Origin of the sequence: Bacillus sp. C30 (genome assembly GCF_040838255.1) — a bacterium.
In the GTDB taxonomy this organism is placed as follows: Bacteria; Bacillota; Bacilli; order Bacillales; family Bacillaceae_G; genus Bacillus_A; species Bacillus_A mycoides.
This window is the reverse complement of record NZ_JBFPJH010000033.1, coordinates 1-24,697: the sequence shown is the minus strand read 5'-3', so window position 1 is coordinate 24,697 and position 24,697 is coordinate 1. Positions and strand designations below refer to the sequence as shown.

Annotated in this window: 28 protein-coding genes and 1 pseudogene; 21 read left to right on the top strand and 8 right to left on the bottom strand. The window is 37.6% G+C overall.

The genetic code is table 11. The annotated features are described in order from the left end of the window. The first annotated feature begins 194 nt into the window (after positions 1 to 194). The 21 genes and pseudogenes from AB3X49_RS06395 (at position 195) to AB3X49_RS06295 (ending at position 19,285) form a co-directional block, all read left to right on the top strand. Entirely contained in the window at positions 195 to 416 is a 222-nt protein-coding gene (locus tag AB3X49_RS06395) for a hypothetical protein (protein WP_002089582.1), read from the top strand. Beyond that, positions 413 to 805, top strand: a complete 393-nt coding sequence (locus AB3X49_RS06390) for an ATPase (protein ID WP_341092943.1) — start codon at positions 413 to 415, stop codon at positions 803 to 805. Before AB3X49_RS06395 ends, AB3X49_RS06390 begins: the two co-directional genes overlap by 4 nt. A gap of 16 nt (positions 806 to 821) precedes the next feature. Beyond that, the gene (locus AB3X49_RS06385) at positions 822 to 1,049 is read left to right on the top strand and encodes a hypothetical protein (protein ID WP_002034710.1); all 228 of its coding nucleotides are present in this window, start codon (positions 822 to 824) and stop codon (positions 1,047 to 1,049) included. Between the two features lie 100 nt (positions 1,050 to 1,149). Next, entirely contained in the window at positions 1,150 to 1,911 is a 762-nt protein-coding gene (locus AB3X49_RS06380) for a MerR family transcriptional regulator (protein ID WP_131929179.1), read from the top strand. Continuing rightward, positions 1,908 to 2,528 carry a hypothetical protein gene (locus AB3X49_RS06375; RefSeq protein WP_107887221.1) on the top strand — a complete coding sequence of 207 codons (621 nt, stop codon included), beginning with the start codon at positions 1,908 to 1,910 and terminating at the stop codon, positions 2,526 to 2,528. Before AB3X49_RS06380 ends, AB3X49_RS06375 begins: the two co-directional genes overlap by 4 nt. A 47-nt stretch (positions 2,529 to 2,575) precedes the next feature. Further along, a pseudogene (locus tag AB3X49_RS06370) lies at positions 2,576 to 3,006 on the top strand (DUF4362 domain-containing protein). 153 nt (positions 3,007 to 3,159) lie between these two features. Continuing rightward, the gene (gene uvrB, locus AB3X49_RS06365; protein WP_367961036.1) at positions 3,160 to 5,136 is read left to right on the top strand and encodes an excinuclease ABC subunit B; all 1,977 of its coding nucleotides are present in this window, start codon (positions 3,160 to 3,162) and stop codon (positions 5,134 to 5,136) included. Between the two features lie 5 nt (positions 5,137 to 5,141). Continuing rightward, a complete protein-coding gene (gene uvrA / locus AB3X49_RS06360) occupies positions 5,142 to 8,012 on the top strand; it encodes an excinuclease ABC subunit UvrA (RefSeq protein ID WP_367961034.1) in 2,871 nt (956 codons plus the stop codon). 186 nt (positions 8,013 to 8,198) lie between these two features. Beyond that, positions 8,199 to 8,579: a phage holin family protein gene (locus tag AB3X49_RS06355; RefSeq protein WP_002089574.1), complete on the top strand. Its 381-nt coding sequence runs from the start codon at positions 8,199 to 8,201 to the stop codon at positions 8,577 to 8,579. Positions 8,580 to 8,735: 156 nt separating this feature from the next. Continuing rightward, positions 8,736 to 9,665 (top strand): HPr(Ser) kinase/phosphatase, encoded by a 930-nt coding sequence (gene hprK / locus AB3X49_RS06350; protein WP_002016091.1) that lies wholly within the window; start codon positions 8,736 to 8,738, stop codon positions 9,663 to 9,665. Positions 9,666 to 9,689: 24 nt separating this feature from the next. Further along, positions 9,690 to 10,502 (top strand): prolipoprotein diacylglyceryl transferase, encoded by an 813-nt coding sequence (gene lgt / locus AB3X49_RS06345; RefSeq protein WP_367961032.1) that lies wholly within the window; start codon positions 9,690 to 9,692, stop codon positions 10,500 to 10,502. 66 nt (positions 10,503 to 10,568) lie between these two features. Further along, positions 10,569 to 11,216, top strand: a complete 648-nt coding sequence (ppaX, locus tag AB3X49_RS06340) for a pyrophosphatase PpaX (protein WP_002089567.1) — start codon at positions 10,569 to 10,571, stop codon at positions 11,214 to 11,216. 53 nt (positions 11,217 to 11,269) lie between these two features. Beyond that, on the top strand, positions 11,270 to 11,776 hold the full coding sequence (locus AB3X49_RS06335; protein WP_367961030.1) for an acyltransferase: 507 nt from the start codon (positions 11,270 to 11,272) through the stop codon (positions 11,774 to 11,776). A gap of 145 nt (positions 11,777 to 11,921) precedes the next feature. Beyond that, positions 11,922 to 13,433 (top strand): tetratricopeptide repeat protein, encoded by a 1,512-nt coding sequence (locus tag AB3X49_RS06330; RefSeq protein ID WP_367961028.1) that lies wholly within the window; start codon positions 11,922 to 11,924, stop codon positions 13,431 to 13,433. 84 nt (positions 13,434 to 13,517) lie between these two features. Further along, positions 13,518 to 14,474, top strand: coding sequence for a thioredoxin-disulfide reductase (gene trxB, locus AB3X49_RS06325; RefSeq protein WP_002089563.1), 957 nt, complete (start codon positions 13,518 to 13,520; stop codon positions 14,472 to 14,474). 160 nt (positions 14,475 to 14,634) lie between these two features. Further along, complete coding sequence (locus AB3X49_RS06320; protein WP_002034722.1) at positions 14,635 to 15,441, top strand: DUF368 domain-containing protein; 807 nt, start codon at positions 14,635 to 14,637, stop codon at positions 15,439 to 15,441. Positions 15,442 to 15,656: 215 nt separating this feature from the next. Beyond that, positions 15,657 to 16,115 carry an NUDIX hydrolase gene (locus AB3X49_RS06315; protein ID WP_001190080.1) on the top strand — a complete coding sequence of 153 codons (459 nt, stop codon included), beginning with the start codon at positions 15,657 to 15,659 and terminating at the stop codon, positions 16,113 to 16,115. Positions 16,116 to 16,135: 20 nt separating this feature from the next. Further along, on the top strand, positions 16,136 to 17,017 hold the full coding sequence (rapZ, locus tag AB3X49_RS06310) for an RNase adapter RapZ (RefSeq protein WP_002016084.1): 882 nt from the start codon (positions 16,136 to 16,138) through the stop codon (positions 17,015 to 17,017). Between the two features lie 3 nt (positions 17,018 to 17,020). Next, positions 17,021 to 17,974 (top strand): gluconeogenesis morphogenetic factor MgfK, encoded by a 954-nt coding sequence (gene mgfK / locus AB3X49_RS06305; protein ID WP_002016083.1) that lies wholly within the window; start codon positions 17,021 to 17,023, stop codon positions 17,972 to 17,974. 88 nt (positions 17,975 to 18,062) lie between these two features. Further along, complete coding sequence (whiA, locus tag AB3X49_RS06300) at positions 18,063 to 19,013, top strand: DNA-binding protein WhiA (RefSeq protein ID WP_002016082.1); 951 nt, start codon at positions 18,063 to 18,065, stop codon at positions 19,011 to 19,013. A gap of 23 nt (positions 19,014 to 19,036) precedes the next feature. Then, complete coding sequence (locus tag AB3X49_RS06295; RefSeq protein ID WP_002016081.1) at positions 19,037 to 19,285, top strand: HPr family phosphocarrier protein; 249 nt, start codon at positions 19,037 to 19,039, stop codon at positions 19,283 to 19,285. Between the two features lie 575 nt (positions 19,286 to 19,860). On the opposite strand, the gene clpP is transcribed toward AB3X49_RS06295, so the two are convergent. The 8 genes from clpP to AB3X49_RS06255 form a co-directional block, all read right to left on the bottom strand. Next, a complete protein-coding gene (clpP, locus tag AB3X49_RS06290) occupies positions 19,861 to 20,442 on the bottom strand; it encodes an ATP-dependent Clp endopeptidase proteolytic subunit ClpP (RefSeq protein ID WP_001049163.1) in 582 nt (193 codons plus the stop codon). Positions 20,443 to 20,682: 240 nt separating this feature from the next. Beyond that, complete coding sequence (locus AB3X49_RS06285; protein WP_002016080.1) at positions 20,683 to 21,552, bottom strand: DUF421 domain-containing protein; 870 nt, start codon at positions 21,550 to 21,552, stop codon at positions 20,683 to 20,685. 20 nt (positions 21,553 to 21,572) lie between these two features. Continuing rightward, on the bottom strand, positions 21,573 to 21,779 hold the full coding sequence (locus AB3X49_RS06280) for a DUF1657 domain-containing protein (protein WP_002034728.1): 207 nt from the start codon (positions 21,777 to 21,779) through the stop codon (positions 21,573 to 21,575). Positions 21,780 to 21,788: 9 nt separating this feature from the next. Then, entirely contained in the window at positions 21,789 to 22,139 is a 351-nt protein-coding gene (gene spoVAE, locus AB3X49_RS06275) for a stage V sporulation protein AE (RefSeq protein WP_000575919.1), read from the bottom strand. After that, entirely contained in the window at positions 22,136 to 23,152 is a 1,017-nt protein-coding gene (spoVAD, locus tag AB3X49_RS06270) for a stage V sporulation protein AD (protein ID WP_000938981.1), read from the bottom strand. Before spoVAD ends, spoVAE begins: the two co-directional genes overlap by 4 nt. Next, the gene (spoVAC, locus tag AB3X49_RS06265) at positions 23,153 to 23,629 is read right to left on the bottom strand and encodes a stage V sporulation protein AC (RefSeq protein ID WP_000095410.1); all 477 of its coding nucleotides are present in this window, start codon (positions 23,627 to 23,629) and stop codon (positions 23,153 to 23,155) included. Positions 23,630 to 23,657: 28 nt separating this feature from the next. Further along, complete coding sequence (locus AB3X49_RS06260; protein WP_003192317.1) at positions 23,658 to 24,146, bottom strand: YhcN/YlaJ family sporulation lipoprotein; 489 nt, start codon at positions 24,144 to 24,146, stop codon at positions 23,658 to 23,660. Between the two features lie 107 nt (positions 24,147 to 24,253). Continuing rightward, a complete protein-coding gene (locus tag AB3X49_RS06255) occupies positions 24,254 to 24,460 on the bottom strand; it encodes a DUF1657 domain-containing protein (RefSeq protein ID WP_000216167.1) in 207 nt (68 codons plus the stop codon). Positions 24,461 to 24,697 lie beyond the last annotated feature (237 nt).

Here is a 24,697-nt window from a genome sequence, read left to right as displayed (position 1 = left end):
ATAAAAAAGTATGTAAATGTCTCATTTATATTCGCATTTCTTTTGCTTATTGTTTATATTGTTGCAAGCAAAGCGATAGGGCGAATTACTATACCGATTCCAGAAATATTCATTGTATGTAGTTTCTTATTTGCTGGTAGTCTCATCATAGGAGTAATGGCGGGAAAACGAGCATAACGATAGGAGGAATGAAAATGCAAGATGAATTTGAGAGATTTCAATCGGATAAAGCGTTTAAATATTTAGGGTTGTTTTTAACAATGAGTTTAGCGGTATGGAGTTTGTATAATTTAATTGTTTATGGAAATGCGGGCATGCCGTTTGTTTTATTTGTATTAGGACAGTTTGTTTATTTCTTTGTGAACTATTGGCCGAAATGGAAATATAGAAATCAAAAAGAGGCTGATCATGTATGAGTAAGCAAGATATTATACGGTTCATAGGAAGTTTGTTTTTAGCGGGTCTTGTTTTAAATGTGAGTTTAATGATTTTAAGTATTTCGTGGGGAACGATCTTCATATCGAATGTAGCACTAGTCATTTTATATGGTATTTCGGAATATAGAGAACAGAAACGTTTGAAAGAAGAGAGAGTACCGTCAATTGATGAGCGAGTTGTGAACAATATGAAGTCATATTTTACGATTTGTATTACAAGCTGCGTTTTTTTGTTCATTATGTATCTTTGTGTAAATAAGTATTTAGATAGGCAAGTAGTACATGTAAATGAGTTATTATATATTGCTATTTTTGGTTTATTAATAAGTATAGCATCGACGAGTGTGTTAGCAACAAGGAATAGATAGAAAAAGGGGAACTGGGATGGGATTACCGGTATTATGTGTCGCTACGGCTATTTTTGCTTTGTTTTGGGGAATACAAAACTTCTCTCGTAATCCAGTGCCAAGTGTATGTATTATGATTGGTGCTGTAGGTTTATCATACTATTTATTAATTTTAGCGCATTATCATAAAACAGCAACAAGTGTTGTTGTAGGGGCAATTATTTTATTTTGTGGGCGTGCTATACAAAAGGGGTTATTTCCATAAAAGCTGTTTATACAAAAGGTATAAACAGCTTTTTGTCTTTTTTTTACAAACTACTTGAAAGTTACGTTACGTCACCTTTTATAATGAAGGAGAAGAGGTGATGGAGTTGATTTCAATTCAAGAACTAACGAGGGAAACAGGGGTTACAGTAAGGACGTTACGTTATTATGATCAAATTGATTTATTAAAGCCGAGTGGGAAAACTGATGGAGGACATCGGTTATATAGCGAGAGAGATGTTGTTCGTTTGCAGCAAATTTTATTTTTAAAAGAAATGGGTTTTTCATTAAAAGAGATTACGAATATGTTAATAACGGATGAGCTCAATTTAAAAATATCGCTTGAAAAGCAACTTAGATTTGTACAGGAAGAACAGAAAAAATTTAATCGAATGGAACGTATTTTACAGGCAGTTGTTTATTCAGTGGATGTGGAGGGAGAACTGGATTGGAAAGTTATGTTTGAACTCATTCAGCTTTCGAAACAGTCTCCGCGAATACGTGAGATGTTTCAAAATGAAGTTTTTTCTAAGGGAGAACAAAAGTTGCTTCATAATTTGCCGAACATGAGTGAAGAAGACCCGAATGTTTTAGAATGGGTAAATTTATTAAAGCAACTACGTAACTTTATGAAAGACGGTAAGGAAGCATCATGTGATGAGGTACAAGGCGCAACAAAGAAATTAATGCAGAAGTGTTTAGAGATGGCAAATGGTGATGAAGCATTTTTAGATAAATTGTGGGAAGTAAGAAAGTCAAAAGAAGATTCACAGAAAATGAGTATGTATCCAATTGAAGAAGAGCTTCTATCATATATGGATGAGGCTTTTCGTATATATGACGAAAGGGAGAGGGATAAATGAGTATACTTGCAGAATATCGTTGGTATTTTTTAATTGGGGCAGAGATTGTATTTTGGTTATCAGCTATCGGATTCTTTTTACTAAGGTATGGATTTCGCTTGAAAAAGGCGAGCTTTATTATGGGGATTGTGCTACTCATAAATGAAGTGTTTATTTTAACTTTAGGGGTATTGGACTATTATCAAACAGGGAAGTTCTCTAATTTTCAAATCATTACGGTAATCATTTTATTATATGCAGTTTTTTATGGGAAAAAGGATTTGAAGAAATTAGATATATATGTACAAAAATTAGTTGCGAAGTGGCGGAATGAACCGGCGCCTATTATCGAAGAACCATTTGAAGTAACAGGGATGGCGCATGCAAAGCAGGAAATAAAAAATTGGATTTTACATCTTATTTTGTTTATTGCGGTTCATATATTCTTTTTCTTCATGTATGGGCTTATTCCAGTAGAACAGTGGGGAAATTGGTTAGAGTCAGGAATCGTTTTAAATAAAACAGCAAGCCGTGTAAGCAAAGTATGGGCTATTATTCTTTTAGCGGATACTGCGATTTCATTTTCATATGTTATTTTTCCGAAGAAGGAGAAAGGAAACAAGAAGCTACTTTCATAGAGGAAAGTAGCTTTTTTCTAGTATACCAATAGTTTGTATAGGAGAGGATAACAATAGGAAAAAGAACAGGTTTTATATGCTTATTTCTCTTTAGTTTAGTAGCATGTTCACAACCTAACAGTGCAATTGATAAGAAGAATGATGTCGTTGCAAAGGGGCGGAAATTTCTAATCTAGATAAATTCGAGAAGTTCGTTTGGAATGTGGAACAAGGGGAAGTTGATAAAATAAGAATTGCACAGTATACACATGAAGGTGACCCGATTTTTCAAACGTTAGAGCATAGTGAGAAAGATATACTTTATGTGTTAGATAATAGACAAGATCAATTTGCTGGTGACCATAAAGGGTTACATAAAGATAGTTGTAAAAGGATTGTTAAAGAGCAACGTGAATCAGAAATGGCATATAGGTTAATAGATTGTACGAATGAAAATGGGCGCAATGGATATGACTTATTATATGTACTTAAAAAATAGAGTTAGTAGAGGAAGGAAGTATTTATTCCTTCCTTTTTCTATATATAACTTGTCGAAAACTTTACCGAATATCTGTTCGTTTTTTTTTAGGTTTTTTATGGGCATTCGTGGTAAAATAATAATACAGATTTTTATGAGGAGGTCGGTTTTTAGTTGGAACATTCATTTGAAATTATCTCAGAGTATTCCCCGCAAGGTGATCAGCCGGGAGCGATAGAGAAGCTTGTAGAGGGAATTAATAGTGGAAAGAAAAAGCAAGTGTTGCTTGGAGCGACAGGAACGGGTAAGACATTTACGATTTCAAATGTCATTAAAGAAGTGCAGAAACCAACACTTGTAATGGCTCATAATAAAACGTTAGCAGGACAGTTATATAGTGAGCTGAAAGATTTCTTTCCTAACAATTCTGTGGAGTATTTTGTTAGTTATTACGATTATTATCAGCCGGAAGCGTATGTACCACATACGGATACGTTTATTGAAAAAGATGCGCAAATTAACGATGAAATTGATAAATTACGCCACTCGGCAACGTCTTCCTTATTTGAACGAGATGATGTTATTATCGTTGCGAGTGTTTCGTGCATATACGGTTTAGGTTCTCCGGAAGAATACCGCGAGTTAGTTGTTTCGCTTCGAGTTGGTATGGAAAAGGACCGCAATCAATTGCTTCGTGAACTTGTTGATGTACAGTATGGACGTAATGATATTGATTTTAAGCGTGGTACATTCCGTGTGCGCGGAGATGTAGTTGAAATCTTCCCCGCATCACTTGATGAGCATTGTATTCGAATTGAATTTTTTGGGGATGAAATAGATCGTATTCGAGAAGTAAATGCATTAACGGGTGAAGTATTAGCAGAACGTGATCATGTAGCAATCTTCCCGGCATCTCACTTCGTTACACGTGAAGAAAAGCTGAAGGTCGCTATTGAAAATATCGAAAAAGAATTAGAAGAGCGTTTAAAAGAATTAAATGATAACGGTAAGTTGTTAGAGGCGCAGCGCATAGAACAGCGAACGCGTTATGATTTAGAAATGATGCGCGAGATGGGCTTTTGTTCAGGGATTGAAAACTATTCCCGTCATTTAACACTTCGTCCAGCAGGTTCAACGCCGTATACGCTTTTAGATTATTTTCCAGAGGATTTCTTAATCGTTATGGATGAGTCGCACGTATCGGTTCCGCAAGTAAGAGCGATGTATAACGGGGACCAAGCACGTAAGCAAGTGCTTGTTGATCATGGATTCCGTCTGCCATCAGCTTTAGATAATAGACCGCTCACGTTTGATGAGTTTGAAGAGAAAACGAATCAAGTTATTTACGTTTCGGCAACGCCAGGACCGTATGAGTTAGAGCAGTCACCGAAAGCAATAGAACAAATTATTCGTCCAACAGGGCTTTTAGATCCACCAATTGATATACGACCAATTGAAGGACAAATAGATGATTTATTAGGAGAAATCCATGACCGGATTGCGAAAAATGAACGTGTATTAATTACGACTTTAACGAAGAAAATGTCAGAGGATTTAACGGACTATTTAAAAGATGTAGGAATTAAAGTGAATTATCTTCACTCTGAAATTAAAACATTAGAGCGTATTGAAATTATCCGTGATCTTCGCCTTGGTAAGTTTGATGTACTTGTCGGTATTAACTTATTACGAGAAGGATTAGATATTCCAGAAGTATCACTTGTAGCTATTTTAGATGCTGATAAGGAAGGTTTCTTACGTTCAGAGCGTTCATTAATTCAAACAATTGGTCGTGCGGCGCGTAATGCAAACGGCCGCGTTATTATGTACGCAGATCGCATAACGAGATCAATGGGAATTGCAATTGAAGAAACACAGCGTCGTCGTAGTATACAAGAAGCTTACAATGAAAAGCATGGTATTACGCCGAAGACGATTCAAAAAGGAGTACGTGACGTTATTCGTGCGACAACAGCAGCTGAGGATACAGAAATATATGAAGCAACACCAGCTAAGAAGATGACGAAAAAAGAACGTGAAAATACAATTGCGAAGATGGAAGCAGAGATGAAAGAAGCAGCAAAGGCATTAGATTTCGAGCGTGCAGCTGAATTAAGAGATTTACTATTAGAATTAAAAGCGGAAGGGTGAAAAGAGTGAGTAAAGATTTTATTGTTGTAAAAGGTGCTAGAGCGCATAATTTAAAAAATATTGACGTAACCATTCCGAGGAATCAGCTTGTTGTTGTGACGGGATTGTCTGGTTCGGGGAAATCATCGTTAGCATTCGATACGATTTATGCAGAAGGACAGCGTAGATACGTGGAATCTTTATCTGCGTATGCGCGCCAGTTTTTAGGGCAAATGGATAAGCCGGATGTTGATATGATTGAAGGTTTATCTCCAGCGATTTCAATTGATCAAAAAACAACGAGTCGTAATCCTCGTTCAACGGTTGGAACGGTAACGGAGATTTATGATTATTTACGTTTATTATTCGCACGAATTGGTACGCCGATTTGTCCGAATCATGGAATTGAAATTACATCACAAACAGTGGAACAAATGGTAGACCGTGTTCTTGAATATCCTGAACGTACGAAGTTGCAAGTGCTAGCGCCTATCGTGTCAGGGCGTAAAGGTGCGCATGCGAAAGTATTAGAAGATATTAAGAAGCAAGGTTATGTTCGTGTGCGCGTTGATGGAGAGATGCTGGATGTATCGGAAGAGATTACTTTAGAAAAAAATAAGAAGCATTCAATTGAAGTTGTTATTGACCGTATTGTTGTGAAAGAAGGAATTGCAAGCCGACTTGCAGATTCACTAGAAAGTGCTTTAAAGCTTGGCGGGGGCCGAGTTTTAATCGATGTAATGGGAGAGGAAGAACTTCTATTTAGTGAACATCATGCTTGTCCACATTGTGGTTTTTCAATCGGAGAATTAGCGCCGCGTATGTTCTCGTTTAATAGTCCGTTCGGCGCGTGTCCTTCTTGTGATGGACTTGGATCGAAGTTAGAGGTAGATTTAGAACTTGTTATTCCGAACTGGGATGTGTCATTAAATGAACATGCGATTGCTCCTTGGGAACCGACAAGTTCACAATATTACCCGCAATTGTTAAAATCTGTGTGTAATCATTACGGCATCGATATGGATATGCCGGTGAAAGATATACCGAAGGATTTATTTGATAAAGTGCTGTACGGAAGCGGGGAAGAGAAGCTTTATTTTCGCTATGTGAATGAATTTGGTCAAGTAAAGGAAAATGAGATTTTATTTGAAGGTGTTATTCCGAATATTGAGCGTCGTTATCGTGAGACGAGTTCTGATTATATTCGTGAGCAAATGGAGAAATATATGGCAGAGCAAGCTTGTCCGAAGTGTAAAGGTGGACGCTTAAAGCCTGAGAGTTTAGCTGTTTTCGTTGGTGATAAAACGATTGCCGATGTAACGAAATATTCTGTTCAAGAAGTACAGGAGTTCTTCTCAACTGTTGAGTTAACGGAGAAACAACAAAAAATTGCTCATTTAATTTTAAGAGAAATTCAGGAACGGGTTGGGTTCTTAGTGAACGTCGGTTTAGATTATTTAACGTTAAGTCGTGCCGCAGGAACTTTATCAGGTGGTGAGGCGCAGCGTATTCGTTTAGCGACACAAATTGGTTCTCGCCTTACTGGCGTACTTTACATTCTTGATGAGCCTTCTATCGGTTTGCATCAGCGTGATAATGATCGTCTTATTCGTACATTGCAGGAAATGCGTGATTTAGGAAATACGTTAATTGTTGTTGAGCATGATGAAGATACGATGATGGCTGCTGATTATTTACTTGATATCGGACCTGGTGCAGGTATTCATGGTGGTCAAGTTGTATCAGCAGGTACACCAGCTGAAGTTATGCAAGACGAGAATTCATTAACTGGGAAATATTTAAGCGGTAAAGAGTTTATTCCGGTACCACTTGAAAGACGTAAAGGTGACGGACGTAAAGTGGAGATTGTCGGTGCGAAAGAAAATAACTTAAAGAATGCGAAAATGTCATTCCCTCTAGGAACATTTGTAGCAGTAACAGGCGTATCTGGCTCTGGAAAAAGTACGATAATTAATGAAGTACTATACAAATCATTAGCTCAAAAGCTATATAAGGCGAAAGCGAAGCCAGGGGCTCATAAAGAAATTAAAGGTCTTGAGCAGTTAGATAAAGTGATTGATATTGATCAATCACCAATCGGGCGTACACCACGTTCAAATCCGGCGACATACACTGGCGTATTTGATGATATTCGTGATGTATTTGCGCACACGAATGAAGCGAAAGTACGTGGGTATCAAAAAGGACGTTTCAGCTTTAACGTAAAAGGCGGCCGTTGTGAAGCGTGCCGTGGTGATGGAATTATTAAAATCGAAATGCATTTCTTACCAGACGTGTATGTTCCGTGTGAAGTTTGTCACGGTAAACGTTACAACCGTGAAACGTTAGAAGTGAAATATAAAGATAAGAATATTTCTGAAGTGTTAGGGATGACAATTGAAGATGGGGTAGAGTTCTTTGCTAATATCCCGAAAATTAAGCGTAAACTTCAAACGCTTGTAGATGTAGGGCTTGGTTATATGAAATTAGGACAACCAGCTACGACGTTATCAGGTGGTGAGGCGCAGCGTGTGAAATTAGCTTCTGAATTACATCGTCGTTCTACAGGGCGTACGTTATACATTTTAGATGAGCCAACGACTGGCTTACATGCACATGATATTGCACGCCTTCTAGAAGTGTTGCAACGTCTTGTTGAGAGTGGTGAGACGGTACTTGTAATTGAGCATAATTTAGATGTTATTAAAACAGCTGATTATATTATTGACCTTGGACCAGAAGGCGGAGACAAAGGCGGACAAATTGTTGCTTCCGGAACGCCAGAGCAAGTAGTGAAAGAAGAGCGCTCTTATACAGGTAAGTATTTAAAAGAGATTTTAGATCGTGATAAAGCAAGAATGAAAGAGAAAATAAAAGAAGTAGAGTTATCACAATAAGTTGTTAATAAAAACCGAGTGGGAATTGCACTCGGTTTTTATTTCACTAAGGAAAACTGGTAAGGTTGTTAGTAGGTATACAAGCATGAAGGGTAGAATAAGTTGATATAAGTGTATGTATGTTACTTGCGTTTATTATCTATTAGCGTATGATGAAATATATATGTTAAAAGGATGTGTAAGGAAATGAGATGGATTGTATCACTTCTTGTAAATAGCGTTGTGTTAATCGCTGTATCCGGACTTTTAAAAGGGGTTGCACCAGACGCATTTTACATAGCAAATATACAAACTGCAATTATTGCGAGTATTATATTGGCGATTTTAAACGTATTTGTAAAGCCGCTTTTAATTTTAATTACGCTACCGATTACTCTTGTAACTTTCGGTTTCTTCTTAATTGTTATTAATGCGATTACGTTAAAGATGACGGATTCGTTATTAGGGGACGCCTTTAATATATCTGGATTTGGTGTAGCGATTGTTGCGGCAATTTGTATTTCTATTTTTAATATGATAATTGAAAAAGTAATTGTTGAACCATTACATGAAAAAAAGAGAAAATGACAAAAAGAAAAACATTTCATGATTCATATGAAATGTTTTTTTCTATTTATTAGAAACCGAGTTTCTTGTTTCCAGAAAAAAATGGTACAATATCCGATAGAATGGAATTTTACATCAAATGAGACTGAACCCGCAGCGGAGTGGAGGTTTATACATATGCCGAAAGTAAGGACAAAAGATTTAATTGAACAATTTCAATTGGAGTTAGTAAGTGGTGAAGAAGGGATTCATCGTCCGATTGATACGAGTGATTTATCGCGACCTGGAATTGAAATGGCAGGATTTTTTACATATTATCCAGCTGATCGCGTGCAGCTTCTTGGGAAAACGGAGCTTACGTTCTTTGATACGTTAACGACAGAGCAAAAGCAAGAGAGAATGAAAGCGCTTTGTACTGAGGAGACGCCTTGTATTATTGTAACTCGTAATCAAGATGTACCGGATGAGTTATTACAAGCATCACGTGAATCAGGCGTGCCTTTATTACGTTCTGCTCAAACGACAACGAGATTATCAAGTCGTTTAACAAACTATTTAGAAGGTAAGTTAGCGCCAACAACAGCTGTTCATGGTGTGTTAGTAGATATTTATGGTGTTGGTGTTTTAATTACAGGTCAAAGTGGTGTCGGGAAAAGTGAGACAGCGCTTGAACTTGTAAAGCGTGGTCACCGCCTTGTTGCGGATGATAGCGTAGAAATTCGTCAAGAAGATGAAGATACATTAGTAGGGAGCTCACCTGATTTAATTGAGCACTTATTAGAAATTCGTGGTCTAGGTATCATTAACGTAATGACGTTATTCGGTGCAGGGGCAGTACGAAATTATAAACGTATTACACTTGTTATTAATCTTGAAATTTGGGATCAAAAGAAAAATTATGATCGCTTAGGTCTTGATGAAGAGAAGATGAAGATTATTGATACAGAACTTACGAAGATTACACTTCCAGTTCGTCCTGGTCGAAACTTGGCTGTTATTATTGAAGTAGCAGCGATGAACTTCAGATTAAAACGTATGGGAGTCAATGCGGCACAACAGTTCTCTGAACGATTAATGAGTGCGATTGAGTTAGGAAATCAAGAGTAGACTCTGGAGAGGGAGGTCATATATATGCTGTTAGGTTCTGTACCACAGCTTGACCGTATAGCAGTCCAACTTGGGCCGTTCCCTGTTTATTGGTATGGGGTTATTATCGGTACAGGTGTGCTATTAGGTCTTTGGCTAGCAACTCGCGAGGGAGAAAGGCTTGGTATTCACAAAGATACATTTATCGACCTTGTATTAATCGCAGTGCCAATTGCCATTCTTTTTGCGAGAATGTATTATGTCATTTTTGAATGGGAATATTATTCGCAAAATCCGAGTCAAATTATTAATATTCGTCAAGGTGGTTTGGCGATTCATGGTGGTTTAATCGGGGCTGTTATTACAGGAATCCTTTTTGCGAAACGACGCGGGCTTTCATTCTGGAAGTTAGCGGATATTGCTGCGCCGAGTATTTTACTAGGACAAGCAATTGGCCGATGGGGAAACTTTATGAACCAAGAGGCGCATGGTGATGAAGTAATGAGACAATTTTTAGAAGGTCTTCATTTACCAGATTTCATTATTAATCAAATGTACATTGATGGTGTGTATTATCACCCAACGTTTTTATATGAATCATTATGGAACTTTGCAGGTGTTATTTTACTACTCGCGTTACGAAAAGTGAATTTACGCCGTGGTGAATTATTCTTCACATATTTAATTTGGTATTCAGTGGGACGCTTCTTCGTAGAAGGTTTGCGTACAGATAGTTTAATGTTAGGACCACTTCGTATTGCACAAGTAATGTCTATTGGAATTGTTGTTATTTCTATCATTTTCATTATTGTGAGACGAAAAATGGGACAAGCTGATAAAAGATATTTAGAAAATTAGAGAAAAGTAGCATCTTATATAAGATGCTGCTTCTTTCATATTCAGGTAATGAAAGGATTAAGGACGATGAAAATAAATACAGTGTTATTTGATTTAGATGGAACGTTAATTAATACAAATGAACTTATTATCTCTTCTTTTTTACATACGTTAAATCACTATTATTCTAATCAGTATAAGCGTGAAGATGTATTGCCATTTATCGGTCCATCTTTGCATGATACTTTTAGTAAAATTGATGCAAGTAAGGTTGAAGAGATGATTACATGTTATCGTCAATTTAATCATGAGCATCATGATGAATTAGTGGAAGAGTATGAAACTGTATATGAAACGGTTCAAGAATTGAAGAAGCAAGGTTATAAGATCGGCATCGTTACAACGAAAGCGAGACAGACGGTTGAAATGGGATTAAAGCTTTCGAAACTTGATCAGTTTTTTGATGTTGTCGTGACGATTGATGATGTGGAACATGTGAAACCACATCCAGAACCACTTCAAAAAGCATTGAAATTATTAGATGCAAAACCAGAAGAAACATTGATGGTTGGTGATAATCATCATGATATCGTCGGTGGACAAAATGCAGGTACGAAAACAGTAGCGGTTTCATGGACATTGAAAGGTAGAGCGTATTTAGAAGCGTATAAACCAGATTATGTGCTAGATAAAATGAGTGATTTACTACCGATTTTGTCCCGCATTAACGGGTAGTAAGATTCCTGCCGGTTAAAGTGTCACTTTATATAAGTAGAGGAGAGAGTTCAGTGCGACGGACAACGCGCTATCCTGTTTCAGGAGAAAATTCATTGTGGAATGTGTATAAAACAGTTTCTTTTTGGAAGGTAATGAAAAACTTTATTATCATCCAAATCGCACGTTACACGCCATTTTTATCCGTAAAGAATTGGTTATATCGCACGTTTTTACGGATGGGAGTAGGAAAGAAAACGTCGTTTGCACTTATGGTAATGCCAGATATTATGTTTCCAGAAAAGATTACTGTGGGAGACAATTCAATTATCGGCTATAATACAACGCTTTTAGCGCATGAATATTTAATTCGTGAGTATCGACTCGGAGAAATCGTCATAGGGAATGAAGTTATGATTGGAGCGAATACGACAATTTTACCAGGTGTGACAATTGGAGATGGAGCTATCGTTTCTGCAGGCACACTTGTCCATAAAGATGTACCAGGCGGCGCTTTCGTAGGCGGAAATCCGATGCGTATTATTTATACGAAAGAGGAAATGGCCACTAGAGAAGGTTGATGTTAAAAATGTAACATTTCCCTTCTCTTTTTATGAATAAAAAGGAAATAATTGATTATAATATACTGTTTTGTTTTTTACGGAATCGTTTATACTTATAGATAGAAGAATGTGTGAACGAAGAAAACAAAAAACTGGAGGATATATGGGGAAAAATCAAAGAATATATAAGGAGAACGGACAAGTTATCTCTTTTAATCAGTTAGCGGACTTCTTTTATAAAAAAGGGATGAGGGCTTATAAAGGGCAAAAATTGCAAGATGCAATTAAATATTTTCGAAGAGCAGCACAAAGCGAGAAGGAGCCGTTTATTTTATGCCAACTAGCAATAGCATTATCTGAATCTGGTGAATATCAAGAGTCGAATCAGATATTTCTAAAGCTTGTTAGATCCAATCCTGAACTTGAGCAATGCTATTATTTTATTTCAAATAATTATGCATATATGGGCTTGTTTCAACAGGCGAAGAAGTATGCAGAGCGATATTTAGAAGTTGCGGAAGAGAAGGAATTTGTAGAAGATACATTAGAATTGCTTGAGATTATGGAAGAAGATGCAATGGGTGCGGAAGAGATTGAGGATGAAGATGAGCTAATTGTTATGCAAGAAGAAGCGAACCGCTACATTCGTAACGGACAATTAGAAGAGGCGATTGCTACACTAGAAGTTGTTACGAAAGAATATCCAGAATTTTGGTCAGGACATAATAATTTAGCGATTGCACATTTTCAATCAGGTAATGTAGATCAAGCGCTTAAGTTAACAGAAATGATTTTAGAGAAAAATCCTGGTAATATGCATGCGCTTTGTAATACGCTTATTTTTCTATATTCAATTGGAGAGCATAAGCAAGTAGAGTCATTAGCGGGGCAGTTAGTATCGGTATATCCAATTTCATTTGAGCATCGTTTGAAACTTGGAACAACGCTTGCAACAATTGGTCATTTTGAACCTGCATATAAATGGTTCAAAGTATTAAAGCGTCAAGGGTACGAAGGAGACGTCAGTTTTTATTACTGGTTTGCATACTCTGCGTATATGGTGAAGGAACAGCAAGTAGCTGAAAAAATGTGGCAACATGTTGTAGGATTGCATCCTGATAAAAAAGGAAAAGAACCGTGGAATGCACTGAATTTAGCAGATGAAGGACAAAATCATTTATTTGAAGAGTTACGAAAATCATTTCAGCAAAGTACGACGCTAGAAGAGAAAATGCTAGCTTTATATTTAATGAATGAATTGTCAACACCAGAGAAGGTTGGATTCTTCTTTGATGTAACGCAAGCGAAAAATGGTGTTCCAATCGTATCGCAACTTGCAAAATATTTCTTTTTACTTAATAGTCATAAAAGCATCCCAGCTGATTTACAGCAATTTGAACAGTGCGTACGAATCGCGGATGCATTATACAATTATACGAAAAAAGACGATGAATTAATCGAAGAGTGTTTAAATTTTTGGTTTTGCACGTTCATACGTTTATATACATCTGGAGCGACTTTTACAAATGTGTACGGTTGGTCAGCGGCAATTGAATACATTGTGCGCGGCGAACAAAGAAATAAGATGACACAGGCAGAGCTTGGTGATGTATATAATGTATCTGTAGCGACTGTACGAAAGTATGTGCAGGCTGTTAAGCGCACGCACACGTAGGGTAGGCAAATCATTGGGAAAAAAATGATGCTAACAGTATAATGAGGGTAACTTAATGTGTATGAATGAATGGGAGTGAATAGTGTGTCAGAAGAAAAAATTTATGATGTCATTATTATTGGTGCAGGACCAGCTGGTATGACAGCTGCGGTATATACATCTCGTGCGAATTTAAGCACACTGATGCTTGAGCGTGGTATTCCAGGTGGACAAATGGCAAATACAGAAGATGTAGAGAACTATCCAGGTTATGAGTCTATTTTAGGACCAGACTTATCAAATAAAATGTTTGAGCATGCGAAGAAATTTGGTGCTGAATATGCATACGGTGATGTGAAAGCAATCATCGATGGTAAAGAGTACAAAACAATTATTGCTGGTAAAAAAGAATATAAAGCACGTGCAATTATCGTTGCAAGCGGTGCAGAGTATAAAAAAATTGGTGTGCCAGGTGAAACAGAACTTGGCGGCCGCGGTGTATCATATTGTGCAGTATGTGATGGTGCATTCTTTAAAGGGAAAGAACTTGTTGTTATTGGCGGCGGAGATTCTGCTGTTGAAGAGGGTGTGTTCTTAACACGCTTCGCATCAAAAGTAACGATCGTTCACCGTCGTGATACTCTTCGTGCACAGAAAATTTTACAAGATCGTGCTTTCCAAAATGAGAAAGTAGATTTCATTTGGAATCACACTATAAAAGAAATTAACGATGCAAATGGTAAAGTAGGAAGCGTAACACTTGTAGATGTAAACAGCGGAGAAGAACAAGAAGTTAAAACTGACGGCGTTTTCATATACATCGGTATGTTACCATTATCAAAACCGTTTGTTGAGCTAGGTATTACAAATGAAAATGGTTATGTTGAAACGAACGAGCGTATGGAAACGAAAGTTCCTGGTATTTTCGCAGCTGGTGATGTTCGTGAAAAAATGCTTCGTCAAATTGTAACGGCAACAGGCGATGGTAGTATTGCAGCGCAGAGTGCACAGCATTATATAGAAGAGTTAGTAGAGGAACTAAAGACTGTAACAGAAAAATAAGGTTATTTTTCCTTTTGAGAAGAAAGCTACCGATAGGTGGCTTTCTTTTTTTGTCCAAATGTCAAACTATTGTCAAAAACAATTAAGAATATAATGATTCTTATTGTTATACTAGAATTTATGGGAAAAATCATTATAAGAAATGAGGAATTTATTCAGTATGGAATGGCGTAATATATATCGTGGATTTTGTATGGGCGTTAGTGATTTAATTCCTGGTGTGAGCGGCGGAACAATCGCTGTTGTGTTGGGGATTTATGAACAATTGCTCGCAGCAATTAGCGGATTCTTTAGTCGTGAATGGAAAAAACATTTAGCGTTTTTAATCCCACTTGCAGCTGGTGTAGCGGCAGCTTTTCTAACGTTAAGTCACGTTATTAAATATTTATTAGCAAATCATTATGAACCGACTCAATTTTTCTTTCTCGGTTTAATTATTAGTATATTACCGATGTTAATGAGAGAAGCTGATGCAAAGGCAACGTTTAAAGGTAGTCATATTGTCTTATTAATAATTGCAGCAATTCTTGTTGCAATAACAGCATTCTTTAAACCAGATAAGGCAGCTGATCCGATTACGACGTTAACAATTTTAAATGCAATTGGTTTATTTTTCGCAGGATGGATGGCTAGTATGGCTATGCTTCTTCCTGGAATTAGTGGATCGTTTATTTTATTAATTATTGGTGTGTATCCGACAGCAATTAACGCTTTAACTACACTCAATTTACCGTTAATCGTGGTTATCGGTGCCGGCGTGATGGCCGGATTTGTTGTAAGTAGTAAAGGAATTAGTTATTTGTTAGATCGTTATAAAAGTATGACATTTGCGGCAATTATTGGGCTCGTTATCGGGTCGATTGTCATTGTGTTCCCTGGCATTCCGACTGGTGGAATTTCAATTGTAAGTTCAATTATTACTTTTATTTTAGGATTTGCGGTTGTTACTTATTTCGGTAAGAAATAAGTGTTTTAATCCCCTTAACGATAAAAATCGTTAAGGGGATTTTTATGTGCTATTCATGGGAAGTAAGGTATTTTGATTGCTTGTTATAGAAAGGATTTTTACAATTGCTTAGCGAAAGGGGACTGGCACCTTCGTTGTAGCAAACTGTTTTTGATAGTATAATGAAATGAGTATGCAGTGAGAAATTTTGCTGCAAGTAGCTGAGGTGAAGAAACATGCAAAGAGTGACAAACTGTGTGTTAATTAGAGATAATGAAGTACTCTTACTCCAAAAACCTCGCCGGAATTGGTGGGTTGCACCGGGCGGGAAAATGGAGCGTGGTGAGACAGTAAGAGATTCCGTTGTTCGCGAGTATCGTGAAGAAACAGGTATTTATTTAAAGAATCCAGCATTAAAAGGGGTCTTCACTTTTGTCATCCAAGAAGGTGATAAAGTTGTTTCTGAATGGATGATGTTCTCCTTTTTAGCAACAGATTTTGCAGGAGAAAACAAATTAGAGAGCGAAGAAGGCATCATTGGTTGGCATACATTTGATAAAATTGATGATTTAGCAATGGCACCAGGAGATTATCACATTATTGATTATTTAATTAAAGGGAATGGTATAATCTACGGTACATTTGTATATACCCCAGATTTTGAGTTGCTTTCATATCGATTAGATCCGAGTTAAACCTGCAAGGAGAGGATACGATGACAGAGAATAATGATATAAAAATGGTAATTATTACAGGGATGTCTGGAGCTGGAAAGACGGTAGCGTTACAAAGTTTCGAAGATTTAGGATATTTTTGTGTAGATAATTTACCACCGATGTTATTGCCGAAGTTTATTGAACTTATGGCAGATTCAAAAGGTAAAATGAATAAAGTGGCACTCGGTATTGATTTACGTGGCCGAGAGTTTTTTGAATATTTATGGGGAGCGCTTGATGATTTATCAGAACGTACATGGATTATTCCTCATATTTTATTTTTAGATGCGAAAGATAGCACACTTGTAACTCGTTATAAAGAAACGAGACGTTCGCATCCACTTGCGCCAACTGGCTTGCCGTTAAAGGGAATTGAAGCTGAGCGTGGTCTCTTAACTGATATGAAGGCACGAGCGAATATTGTGCTTGATACATCTGATTTGAAACCGAAAGAATTACGAGAAAAAATTGTTCACTTATTCTCAACAGAAACTGAGCAAGCATTTCGTGTAAATGTTATGTCATTTGGATTTAAGTACGGAATTCCAATTGATGCTGATTTAGTATTTGATGTTCGTTTTTTACCAAATCCATATTATATTCCACATATGAAGCCATTAACAGGACTGGATGAAGAAGTTTCGTCGTATGTGTTGAAATTTAATGAAACACATAAGTTTTTAGAGAAATTGACGGATCTTATCACTTTCATGCTGCCTCATTATAAAAGAGAAGGTAAGAGTCAACTTGTAATTGCGATTGGATGTACAGGTGGGCAACATCGTTCTGTTACGCTTACAGAGTACCTTGGGAAACATTTGAAACCAGAGTATAGCGTTCATGTATCTCATCGTGATGTGGAGAAGAGAAAGGGCCATTAAGGGATGAAAAAAGAGAGAAAACCTAAAATTGTTATCATGGGAGGTGGAACTGGACTTTCTGTTTTATTAAGGGGATTAAAACAATATCCTGTTGATATTACAGCAGTTGTAACAGTAGCCGACGATGGAGGCAGTTCAGGTAGACTACGTGATGAGCTAGAAATTCCACCTCCAGGTGATATTCGTAACGTACTTGTTGCGTTATCGGATGTAGAACCATTAGTGGAGGCTTTATTTCAGCACCGTTTTACAACTGGAGACGGACTGAAAGGGCATGCGTTAGGAAATTTACTATTGGCAGGTATGACTTCGATTACAGGAGACTTTTACCACGCGATTACGGAAACGAGTAAAGTATTAAATGTCAGAGGACGTGTATTACCAGCAGCGAATCAAAGTGCGGTACTTCATGCAGAATTAGAAGATGGAGAAATTGTAACAGGTGAATCAAAGATTCCTCATTTCGGGAAGAAGATTAATCGTGTCTTTTTAACTCCAGAAGATGTAGAACCGTTATGTGAAACGTTGACGGAAATTAAACGAGCTGATTTGCTTGTTTTCGGTCCAGGAAGTCTGTACACAAGTATATTACCGAATTTAGTTGTTAACAAAATTGGAGACGCTGTTCTTGCTGCAAAAGCGAAGAAGGTATATGTATGTAATGTTATGACGCAAGCGGGCGAAACGAAGGGGTATACTGCGTTTGATCATGTGCAGGCGTTACATGATCATTTAGGTAAACCATTTATCGACACTGCGATTGTAAATAATCGTGATATTCCTCGTGAATTACGTAAGTTATATGAGGAAGAGATGTCGGAACCAGTTGCACTGGATACAAATCGTTTTGCTGAACATAATATCGAAATCATTCAAGATCGATTAGCGAAATATGATGATCGTGTTGTAAGACATGATACATTAAAGTTAGCTTCTATTTTATATTCATTGTTATAAATGTGCGTTGCCTCATTTGAGGTAACGCTCCTCATTCATATAGGACAAGATTTTTGTTCCAAAGTAATAGTATAAGGAGGTGTTGACTGTGTCATTTGCATCAGAAACAAAGAAAGAGTTGACCAACCTTGAAATGAAGGAATGCTGCGAGAAATCAGAATTATCGGCGTTGCTTCGAATGAACGGATCGCTTTCTTTTTCAAACCGTCGCCTATCTATCGATATTCAAACGGAAAATGCAGCAATTGCAAGAAGGATTTATACGCTTTTGAAAAAAGGATATGATGTGACGGTAGAATTACTTGTTCGTAAAAAAATGCGATTGAAGAAAAATAATGTATATATCGTGCGGCTTGTTGAGAAGTCTCGCGAAATATTAGCAGATCTTCACATTGTTCGAGATGACTTTTCGTTTATTCGAAATATATCGCAGGAATTAATCGAGAAGAAATGTTGTAAACGATCGTATTTACGCGGTGCATTTTTAGCAGGTGGTTCAGTAAATAACCCAGAAACATCATCTTATCATTTAGAGATCTTTTCGTTATATAAGGAACATAATGATTCTATATGTGAACTGATGAACGGATTTGATTTAAATAGTAAGACGTTGGAAAGAAGAAAAGGGTACATTACGTATTTGAAAGAAGCTGAAAAAATTACAGAGTTTTTAAATATTATAGGTGCTCATAATGCACTTTTAAGATTTGAAGATATTCGAATTGTTCGCGATATGCGTAATTCAGTAAATCGTTTAGTTAACTGCGAAACAGCTAATTTAAATAAAACAATTGGTGCAGCGCTAAGGCAAATTGAGAACATCCGCTATATTGATGAGACGGTTGGGCTTGATATTTTGCCAGATAAATTAAGAGAAATTGCACAGTTACGAAGAGATTATCAAGATGTAACATTGAAAGAGTTAGGTGAGATGGTATCCGGGGGGAAAATCAGTAAATCGGGTATTAATCATCGTTTGCGTAAAATCGATGAAATTGCAGAGAAATTACGCGCGGGGGAAACAGTAGCAAAAAAATAAAAGGTTAAAGGGGAAATGGAGCTGTGGTTCAAAAACTGGTTAAAGTGGCATTAAAAAACGGCTTACAAGCACGTCCGGCTGCGTTGTTTGTACAAGAGGCAAATCGCTTTCATGCGGATATCTTCATCGAGAAAGATGGAAAGACAGTGAATGCAAAGAGCATAATGGGGATTATGAGCTTAGCAATCGGAACTGGTAGCATGATTACAATCACAACAGAAGGTTCAGATGCAGAAGAGGCTTTGGAAGCATTAACTGCATATGTACAATAAAGGGTTATCGCGAATGTGCGATAGCTTTTTTTATTTTTCTGTTTGTGGGGTGCGTGGTTGGTGTGGTAACGAATGATCGGTGGGTATATAGCTGGTTCGCACTTGTCGGAAATTGTCGGTAAGTCGATAAGTTGTGTCGAAACGCCGATATAATTAAAAAATCGCCGATATAATTTGAGTTGTGGTCGATAAAATTGAAAAATCACCGATATATTGGATTAGATACTAGGTGGGGTATGTGATACCCTTGTACATAATAAAAAAAGCGCCTCGGAATCAGGGGCTCCAACGCCCTGCGATTCTGAACGAGCCGCTTCCGCTTTTAGTTATATCCAGCTCCAGTGGCTAGAATCTTCGGTCGTTTCGCTTTTACATTCGAGGCAAAAAGCGCCTCGGATGTAAAAGCTCCAACGCCCTGCGATTCTGAACGAGCCACTTCCGCTTTAAATTCTATCCAGCTCCGGCGGCTAGAACAGTCGGTCGTTTCACCCCTTCATTCGAGGCAAAAGGCGCCTCGGAATCAGGGGTTCCAACTTCCTCCTGTTCTAAACGAGCCGCCTCCGCTTTTAAGTGTATTAACGATTTGTAAAGATCTTATCGATTAAGCCGTATTCTAGAGCTCTTTCTGCTGTCATGAAGTTGTCGCGGTCTGTGTCGCGTTGTAGAACTTCAAGTGGTTGACCTGTGCGGTCAGCAAGAATTTGGTTTAATTTTTCACGTAAGAATAGGATACGTTTTGCAGCGATTTCGATTTCAGTCGCTTGACCTTGTGCTCCGCCAAGTGGTTGGTGAATCATAACTTCACTGTTTGGAAGTGCGTAACGTTTTCCTTTTTCACCTGCTGCAAGTAAGAACGCACCCATAGATGCAGCCATACCGATACAGATTGTTGATACTTGTGGTTTAATAAACTGCATTGTATCGTAAATTGCCATACCAGCTGTGATAGAACCACCAGGGCTGTTGATGTAAATGTGAATATCTTTTTCTGGATCTTGAGATTCCAAGAATAAAAGCTGGGAAACGATTGAGTTTGCTACGTTGTCATCAATTGCGCTACCAAGCATAATGATGCGATCCTTTAATAGTCGAGAGTAAATATCGTAAGCGCGTTCTCCACGATTTGTTTGTTCAATTACTGTAGGAATTAAATTCATCTGTTATTTCCTCCTTTAAAAGCTTTCTTAGTCTTATAATACAATTATGGTCAATGAAGGTCAAACGAAACCACTTTAAATCAAAAAATATGTAGTTGTATCATGATTTATTCGCTATGTTTTTAAAATTCCCTGCTTATGTATCTTCAACATCATAACCGAATTACATAAATTTAAACGTGATTAATGGTGTGGAAAAGGCAAAAGAACGCCTTTTGTATAGAAGCGTTCTTTCATTTTTTATTCTTTTAACAGATAGGTTACTTTATTTAAGATTTTCTCGATTTGTTTTGCGTTTTTACTATACATATCACTCGCTGATTTTGATTTCGTTTCTAAAGAGAATAATTCAAGATCAGCATTGCATTTCTTTAAGGATGCTAATAATAAAGGCTTGTTTTGAGGAGAAGGCATTTGGAGTTTATCATTATAGATGTCGATAGTAAGTTGTCCGTATGAATCAACTTGACCAAGAAAGACATTTTCAATGACAACACCGAGTTTTTCTAGCTCAGAATGTAACCAAGCGCGATTATGTCCGCTAGCAGAAAGAGGTTCATCTAGTACATTTCCATCCATAATAACAGTTTGCGGTTCTTTTTCGTTTGGCACTTTTAAGCTGATATCTTTTGCTGTAAGTGGTTGGCGATCTTTCTTTAATAATACATTTAATTCACCGCTCGGTTCTAGTACAGCAAATTCAACATCAGCCACGCTGAACGCATTTTTTCCTCTGAGAAGCTCAAGTAATTCATCACTTGTATACTTTTCTTTCTTTAAGTTATCTTCAAGTATTTTTCCATCTTTTATTAATACGGTAGATTTTCCTTCAAAAAAATCTCGAGCTGTTTTGTTCTTTAAAGAGAGGATTCCAGTGAAAAAAGGTACCACAGCGAAAATGAGTATCGCAAAGACGCCGTGGAAAAATTTTGAATCAAGCCCTGTAGATACTTGGGCAGCGATGTCACCGATTGTCATTCCGGCTATGTATTCAAAAAAGGAGAGTTGAGAGATTTGTCTTTTTCCTAACCATTTCGTAATAGCGAATAAAATAATTAATATGAATACAGAGCGAAGAATGACAAGTGTCCATTCCGGCAGGTGAGACATAGTCATTTCCTCCAGTCTACTTAAAACCCTTTATATTGAGGTTCTTCACGTTCTAATACTGAAACCCTATTCTGTAAATCGGTGATGATGCTGTCCATTTCTAACATACATTCATGAAATACACGTTTTGATTCCGCGTCCTGTGAATTTAGTGAAAGGGAGCTTAAACTTGCTTGAGCGCCCCTTACACTGGCAAGGCAGGTTTTAACGCTAGCGATAACTGTCATACGAACACCTTATCCTTTCGGTTTGAATAGCAATGCTCCAATGAAGCCGAAAATAATGGCAGCTGATACACCAGCACTCGTTACTTTAAACATGCCGGTAATAACGCCGACGATGCCATGTTTGGCTGCTTCCTCCATCGCGCCATGAACGAGGGCATTACCGAAACTTGTAATAGGTACAGTTGCCCCAGCGCCTGCAAAGTCGATTAATGGTTCATACAGATTGAATCCATCTAATATAGCTCCAGCAACAACGAGTGTTGCCATCGTATGAGCGGGGGTTAGTTTGCCGACATCAAACATAAGCTGTCCGATTACGCATATGAGTCCACCAATGACGAAAGCCCAGAAAAAAATCATTGCGTTGCACCTCCAAATTCAATCGAAACAGCGTGAGCGATACACGGAATCGTTTCTTCTTGTTGGAATGTAAGTGGAGATAGTAAAGCGCCTGTCGCAACGACAAGTATTTTCTTGAATTCTCCTCTTTTCATTCGGTTTAATAAATGTCCGTATACGACTGTTGCTGAACAGCCTGGACCACTTCCACCAGCTATGACAGGTTGACCTTCTCTATAAATGATGATTCCGCAATCTTGAAATTGCTCGCTCTTTACCTTTGTTCCATGTTTATGTAGTAGGTCGTAAGCGATTTCGCGACCGACATGTCCAAGGTCACCTGTTACGATTAAGTCGTAATAAGAGGCGTCAATTTGTCGTTCGCGTAAATGAGCTTCAATCGTATCGACAGCAGCTGGGGCCATCGCACCACCCATATTAAAAGGATCTGTTAGTCCCATATCAATAACTCGTCCAATGGTGGCCGATGTTACTTGTGGACCATATCCAGTGTCGCTTAAAATAGCCGCGCCTGCACCGGTCACTGTCCACTGAGCCGTAGGAGGTTTTTGACCACCATATTCAGTTGGATAGCGGAATTGTTTTTCTACCGCAGCGTTATGACTTGATGCCCCAGTTAATAAATACTTTGCACCTTTTGCATTTACGATACTTGCGCCGAGTGCTAAGCCTTCCATAGAGGTAGAACAGGCGCCGAATAAACCGAGATAAGGTGTTCCGAGTGTGCGGCATGCAAAGCTAGTTGGAGTTATTTGGTTAATTAAATCCCCTGCGAGTACGAATTGAATATCGTCTTTACGGAGCTTTGCCTTTTCGGTAGCGCGGCTACAAGCTTCTTCAAATAAAATTTTATGCGCCTTTTCGTAAGAATCTTGTCCGAGCCATAAATCTTCATGCAGGGTATCGAAGTCTTCAGGAATTTTTCCATTTGCCTCAAATGGGCCACCGACTACACCTGTTGAGATGATAACTGGTTTGTTTTCGAATACCCATGTTCGGTGTCCTTGTAACATTTACAGCCCTCCCCATTGAAAGAGAATCGTTTTAATAAGAGCGATGACAAAAGCTGAAAATACGCCAAATAAGATGACCGATCCTGCTAGTTTAAACATGTTACCACCAACGCCGAGAACGAATCCTTCTGTACGGTGTTCAATACACGCGGCAATAACAGAGTTACCAAATCCAGTAACGGGAACTGCGGTACCAGCACCAGCAAATTGTCCGAGGCGATCGTAGACGCCAAATCCCGTCAGTAGCATAGAAATAAAAATAAGAGTTGCAACTGTAGGGTTTCCAGCAGATCTTTCAGTGAAATCAAAATAGGTAATATAAAAGGTGGAAATCAGTTGGCCTATTAGACAAATGAATCCCCCGACGAAAAAAGCCTTTATACAATTTTTTAAAACGGGGCGCTTCGGTTCGCGCTGTTGTTCAAATTTTTTATATTCTTGTTGCACAGGTGTTAAATTTTTATCTTTACTAGACATTTGAATCCTTCCTTCTCTTTTAGAAAACTTAAATATTAGATCCCATTTCTGATTGAATGAGTTTCAATTGATCTTTAATGCCATCCTTGCTTATTTTCTTGTTCTTAATTTTGTTTTCAAGTTCTTCTATGAGCATAAAAATCTTTTTGTCTGTACTTACACGAATATCGAAAGTAGGGTTTTCATCACTTAGCTTCTTTTTTAATTTACTTCGTAAAGGTTTTAAACCAAATCTTTCGTGATGTTCAGGTTTAACGGCTATGTAAAGATCTAAATTTGTATTAACTGCGGTAGCTTCTATAATTCCCTCCATAGCAAGAGCTTTTTTCTTAGCGTCTTGCGATATAGATTGATTAAAGGATTCTGTACTCATTTTTGTTAATTTAGGGCCCTTTTTCTCATCTGCCCGCTTAGCTTCTTCTTTCTTTACTTTTTTATCTAACGGGCTATTATCACATCCGGTAAGTGAACCGAATAGGAGCATAAATAACGCGGTTATGATTCCAAGTTTTCGCATTATAATCATTCCATTTCTATTGCAGTATGTAATGTGAGAGAAAAAGGATGATTGCATATCATCCTTTTTCTCAAATTGTGTACCATTAGATGAAATGGCACTTTTGGTTATTGCTGTGTGTATTGTGGTTCTTCTTGCTGGACTTCTTCAACACGCGGGTTTAAAGAATCGATAATTGTTTGTGTTTGCTGCGCAGCTGTTTGGAAAAGTTGCTTTGCTTGTTGGTTATCCGTATCAAGAGCGAATCCCTCTAAGCTAGCTTGTGCACTTTTTAATCCAGAAACAGTTTGCTTTAGTTTTGTAATTACAGTCATTGAATGAAGCCCCCTTTGGAATATCAATTCAAAGATTATAATTTGTGAGTTGGAGTGAATTTATGATTGGAAAATTTAGGTTTTTGAAGTTAAAGCTTTGATTCAAGCGTCAATGAATTCTGTGTTATAGTGGCGCTTTATAAGATGGAAGAGGATAATATGTAATTCATGATGTAGGTATGTTACCTGTTGAAGATTAAAAAGTAACTGAAAATTACATGAGGTTAAATTTCTAAT

Bases quoted from the DNA above. Each gene is read 5' to 3' on its own strand.
- AB3X49_RS06395 (WP_002089582.1), top strand. From the start codon at position 195: ATGCAAGATGAATTTGAGAGATTTCAATCGGATAAAGCGTTTAAATAT.
- AB3X49_RS06390 (WP_341092943.1), top strand. From the start codon at position 413: ATGAGTAAGCAAGATATTATACGGTTCATAGGAAGTTTGTTTTTAGCG.
- AB3X49_RS06385 (WP_002034710.1), top strand. From the start codon at position 822: ATGGGATTACCGGTATTATGTGTCGCTACGGCTATTTTTGCTTTGTTT.
- AB3X49_RS06380 (WP_131929179.1), top strand. From the start codon at position 1,150: ATGGAGTTGATTTCAATTCAAGAACTAACGAGGGAAACAGGGGTTACA.
- AB3X49_RS06375 (WP_107887221.1), top strand. From the start codon at position 1,908: ATGAGTATACTTGCAGAATATCGTTGGTATTTTTTAATTGGGGCAGAG.
- AB3X49_RS06355 (WP_002089574.1), top strand. From the start codon at position 8,199: ATGAGATGGATTGTATCACTTCTTGTAAATAGCGTTGTGTTAATCGCT.
- hprK (WP_002016091.1), top strand. From the start codon at position 8,736: ATGCCGAAAGTAAGGACAAAAGATTTAATTGAACAATTTCAATTGGAG.
- lgt (WP_367961032.1), top strand. From the start codon at position 9,690: ATGCTGTTAGGTTCTGTACCACAGCTTGACCGTATAGCAGTCCAACTT.
- ppaX (WP_002089567.1), top strand. From the start codon at position 10,569: ATGAAAATAAATACAGTGTTATTTGATTTAGATGGAACGTTAATTAAT.
- AB3X49_RS06330 (WP_367961028.1), top strand. From the start codon at position 11,922: ATGGGGAAAAATCAAAGAATATATAAGGAGAACGGACAAGTTATCTCT.
- AB3X49_RS06320 (WP_002034722.1), top strand. From the start codon at position 14,635: ATGGAATGGCGTAATATATATCGTGGATTTTGTATGGGCGTTAGTGAT.
- AB3X49_RS06315 (WP_001190080.1), top strand. From the start codon at position 15,657: ATGCAAAGAGTGACAAACTGTGTGTTAATTAGAGATAATGAAGTACTC.
- rapZ (WP_002016084.1), top strand. From the start codon at position 16,136: ATGACAGAGAATAATGATATAAAAATGGTAATTATTACAGGGATGTCT.
- mgfK (WP_002016083.1), top strand. From the start codon at position 17,021: ATGAAAAAAGAGAGAAAACCTAAAATTGTTATCATGGGAGGTGGAACT.
- clpP (WP_001049163.1), bottom strand. From the start codon at position 20,442: ATGAATTTAATTCCTACAGTAATTGAACAAACAAATCGTGGAGAACGC.
- AB3X49_RS06285 (WP_002016080.1), bottom strand. From the start codon at position 21,552: ATGTCTCACCTGCCGGAATGGACACTTGTCATTCTTCGCTCTGTATTC.
- AB3X49_RS06280 (WP_002034728.1), bottom strand. From the start codon at position 21,779: ATGACAGTTATCGCTAGCGTTAAAACCTGCCTTGCCAGTGTAAGGGGC.
- spoVAE (WP_000575919.1), bottom strand. From the start codon at position 22,139: ATGATTTTTTTCTGGGCTTTCGTCATTGGTGGACTCATATGCGTAATC.
- spoVAD (WP_000938981.1), bottom strand. From the start codon at position 23,152: ATGTTACAAGGACACCGAACATGGGTATTCGAAAACAAACCAGTTATC.
- spoVAC (WP_000095410.1), bottom strand. From the start codon at position 23,629: ATGTCTAGTAAAGATAAAAATTTAACACCTGTGCAACAAGAATATAAA.
- AB3X49_RS06260 (WP_003192317.1), bottom strand. From the start codon at position 24,146: ATGCGAAAACTTGGAATCATAACCGCGTTATTTATGCTCCTATTCGGT.
- AB3X49_RS06255 (WP_000216167.1), bottom strand. From the start codon at position 24,460: ATGACTGTAATTACAAAACTAAAGCAAACTGTTTCTGGATTAAAAAGT.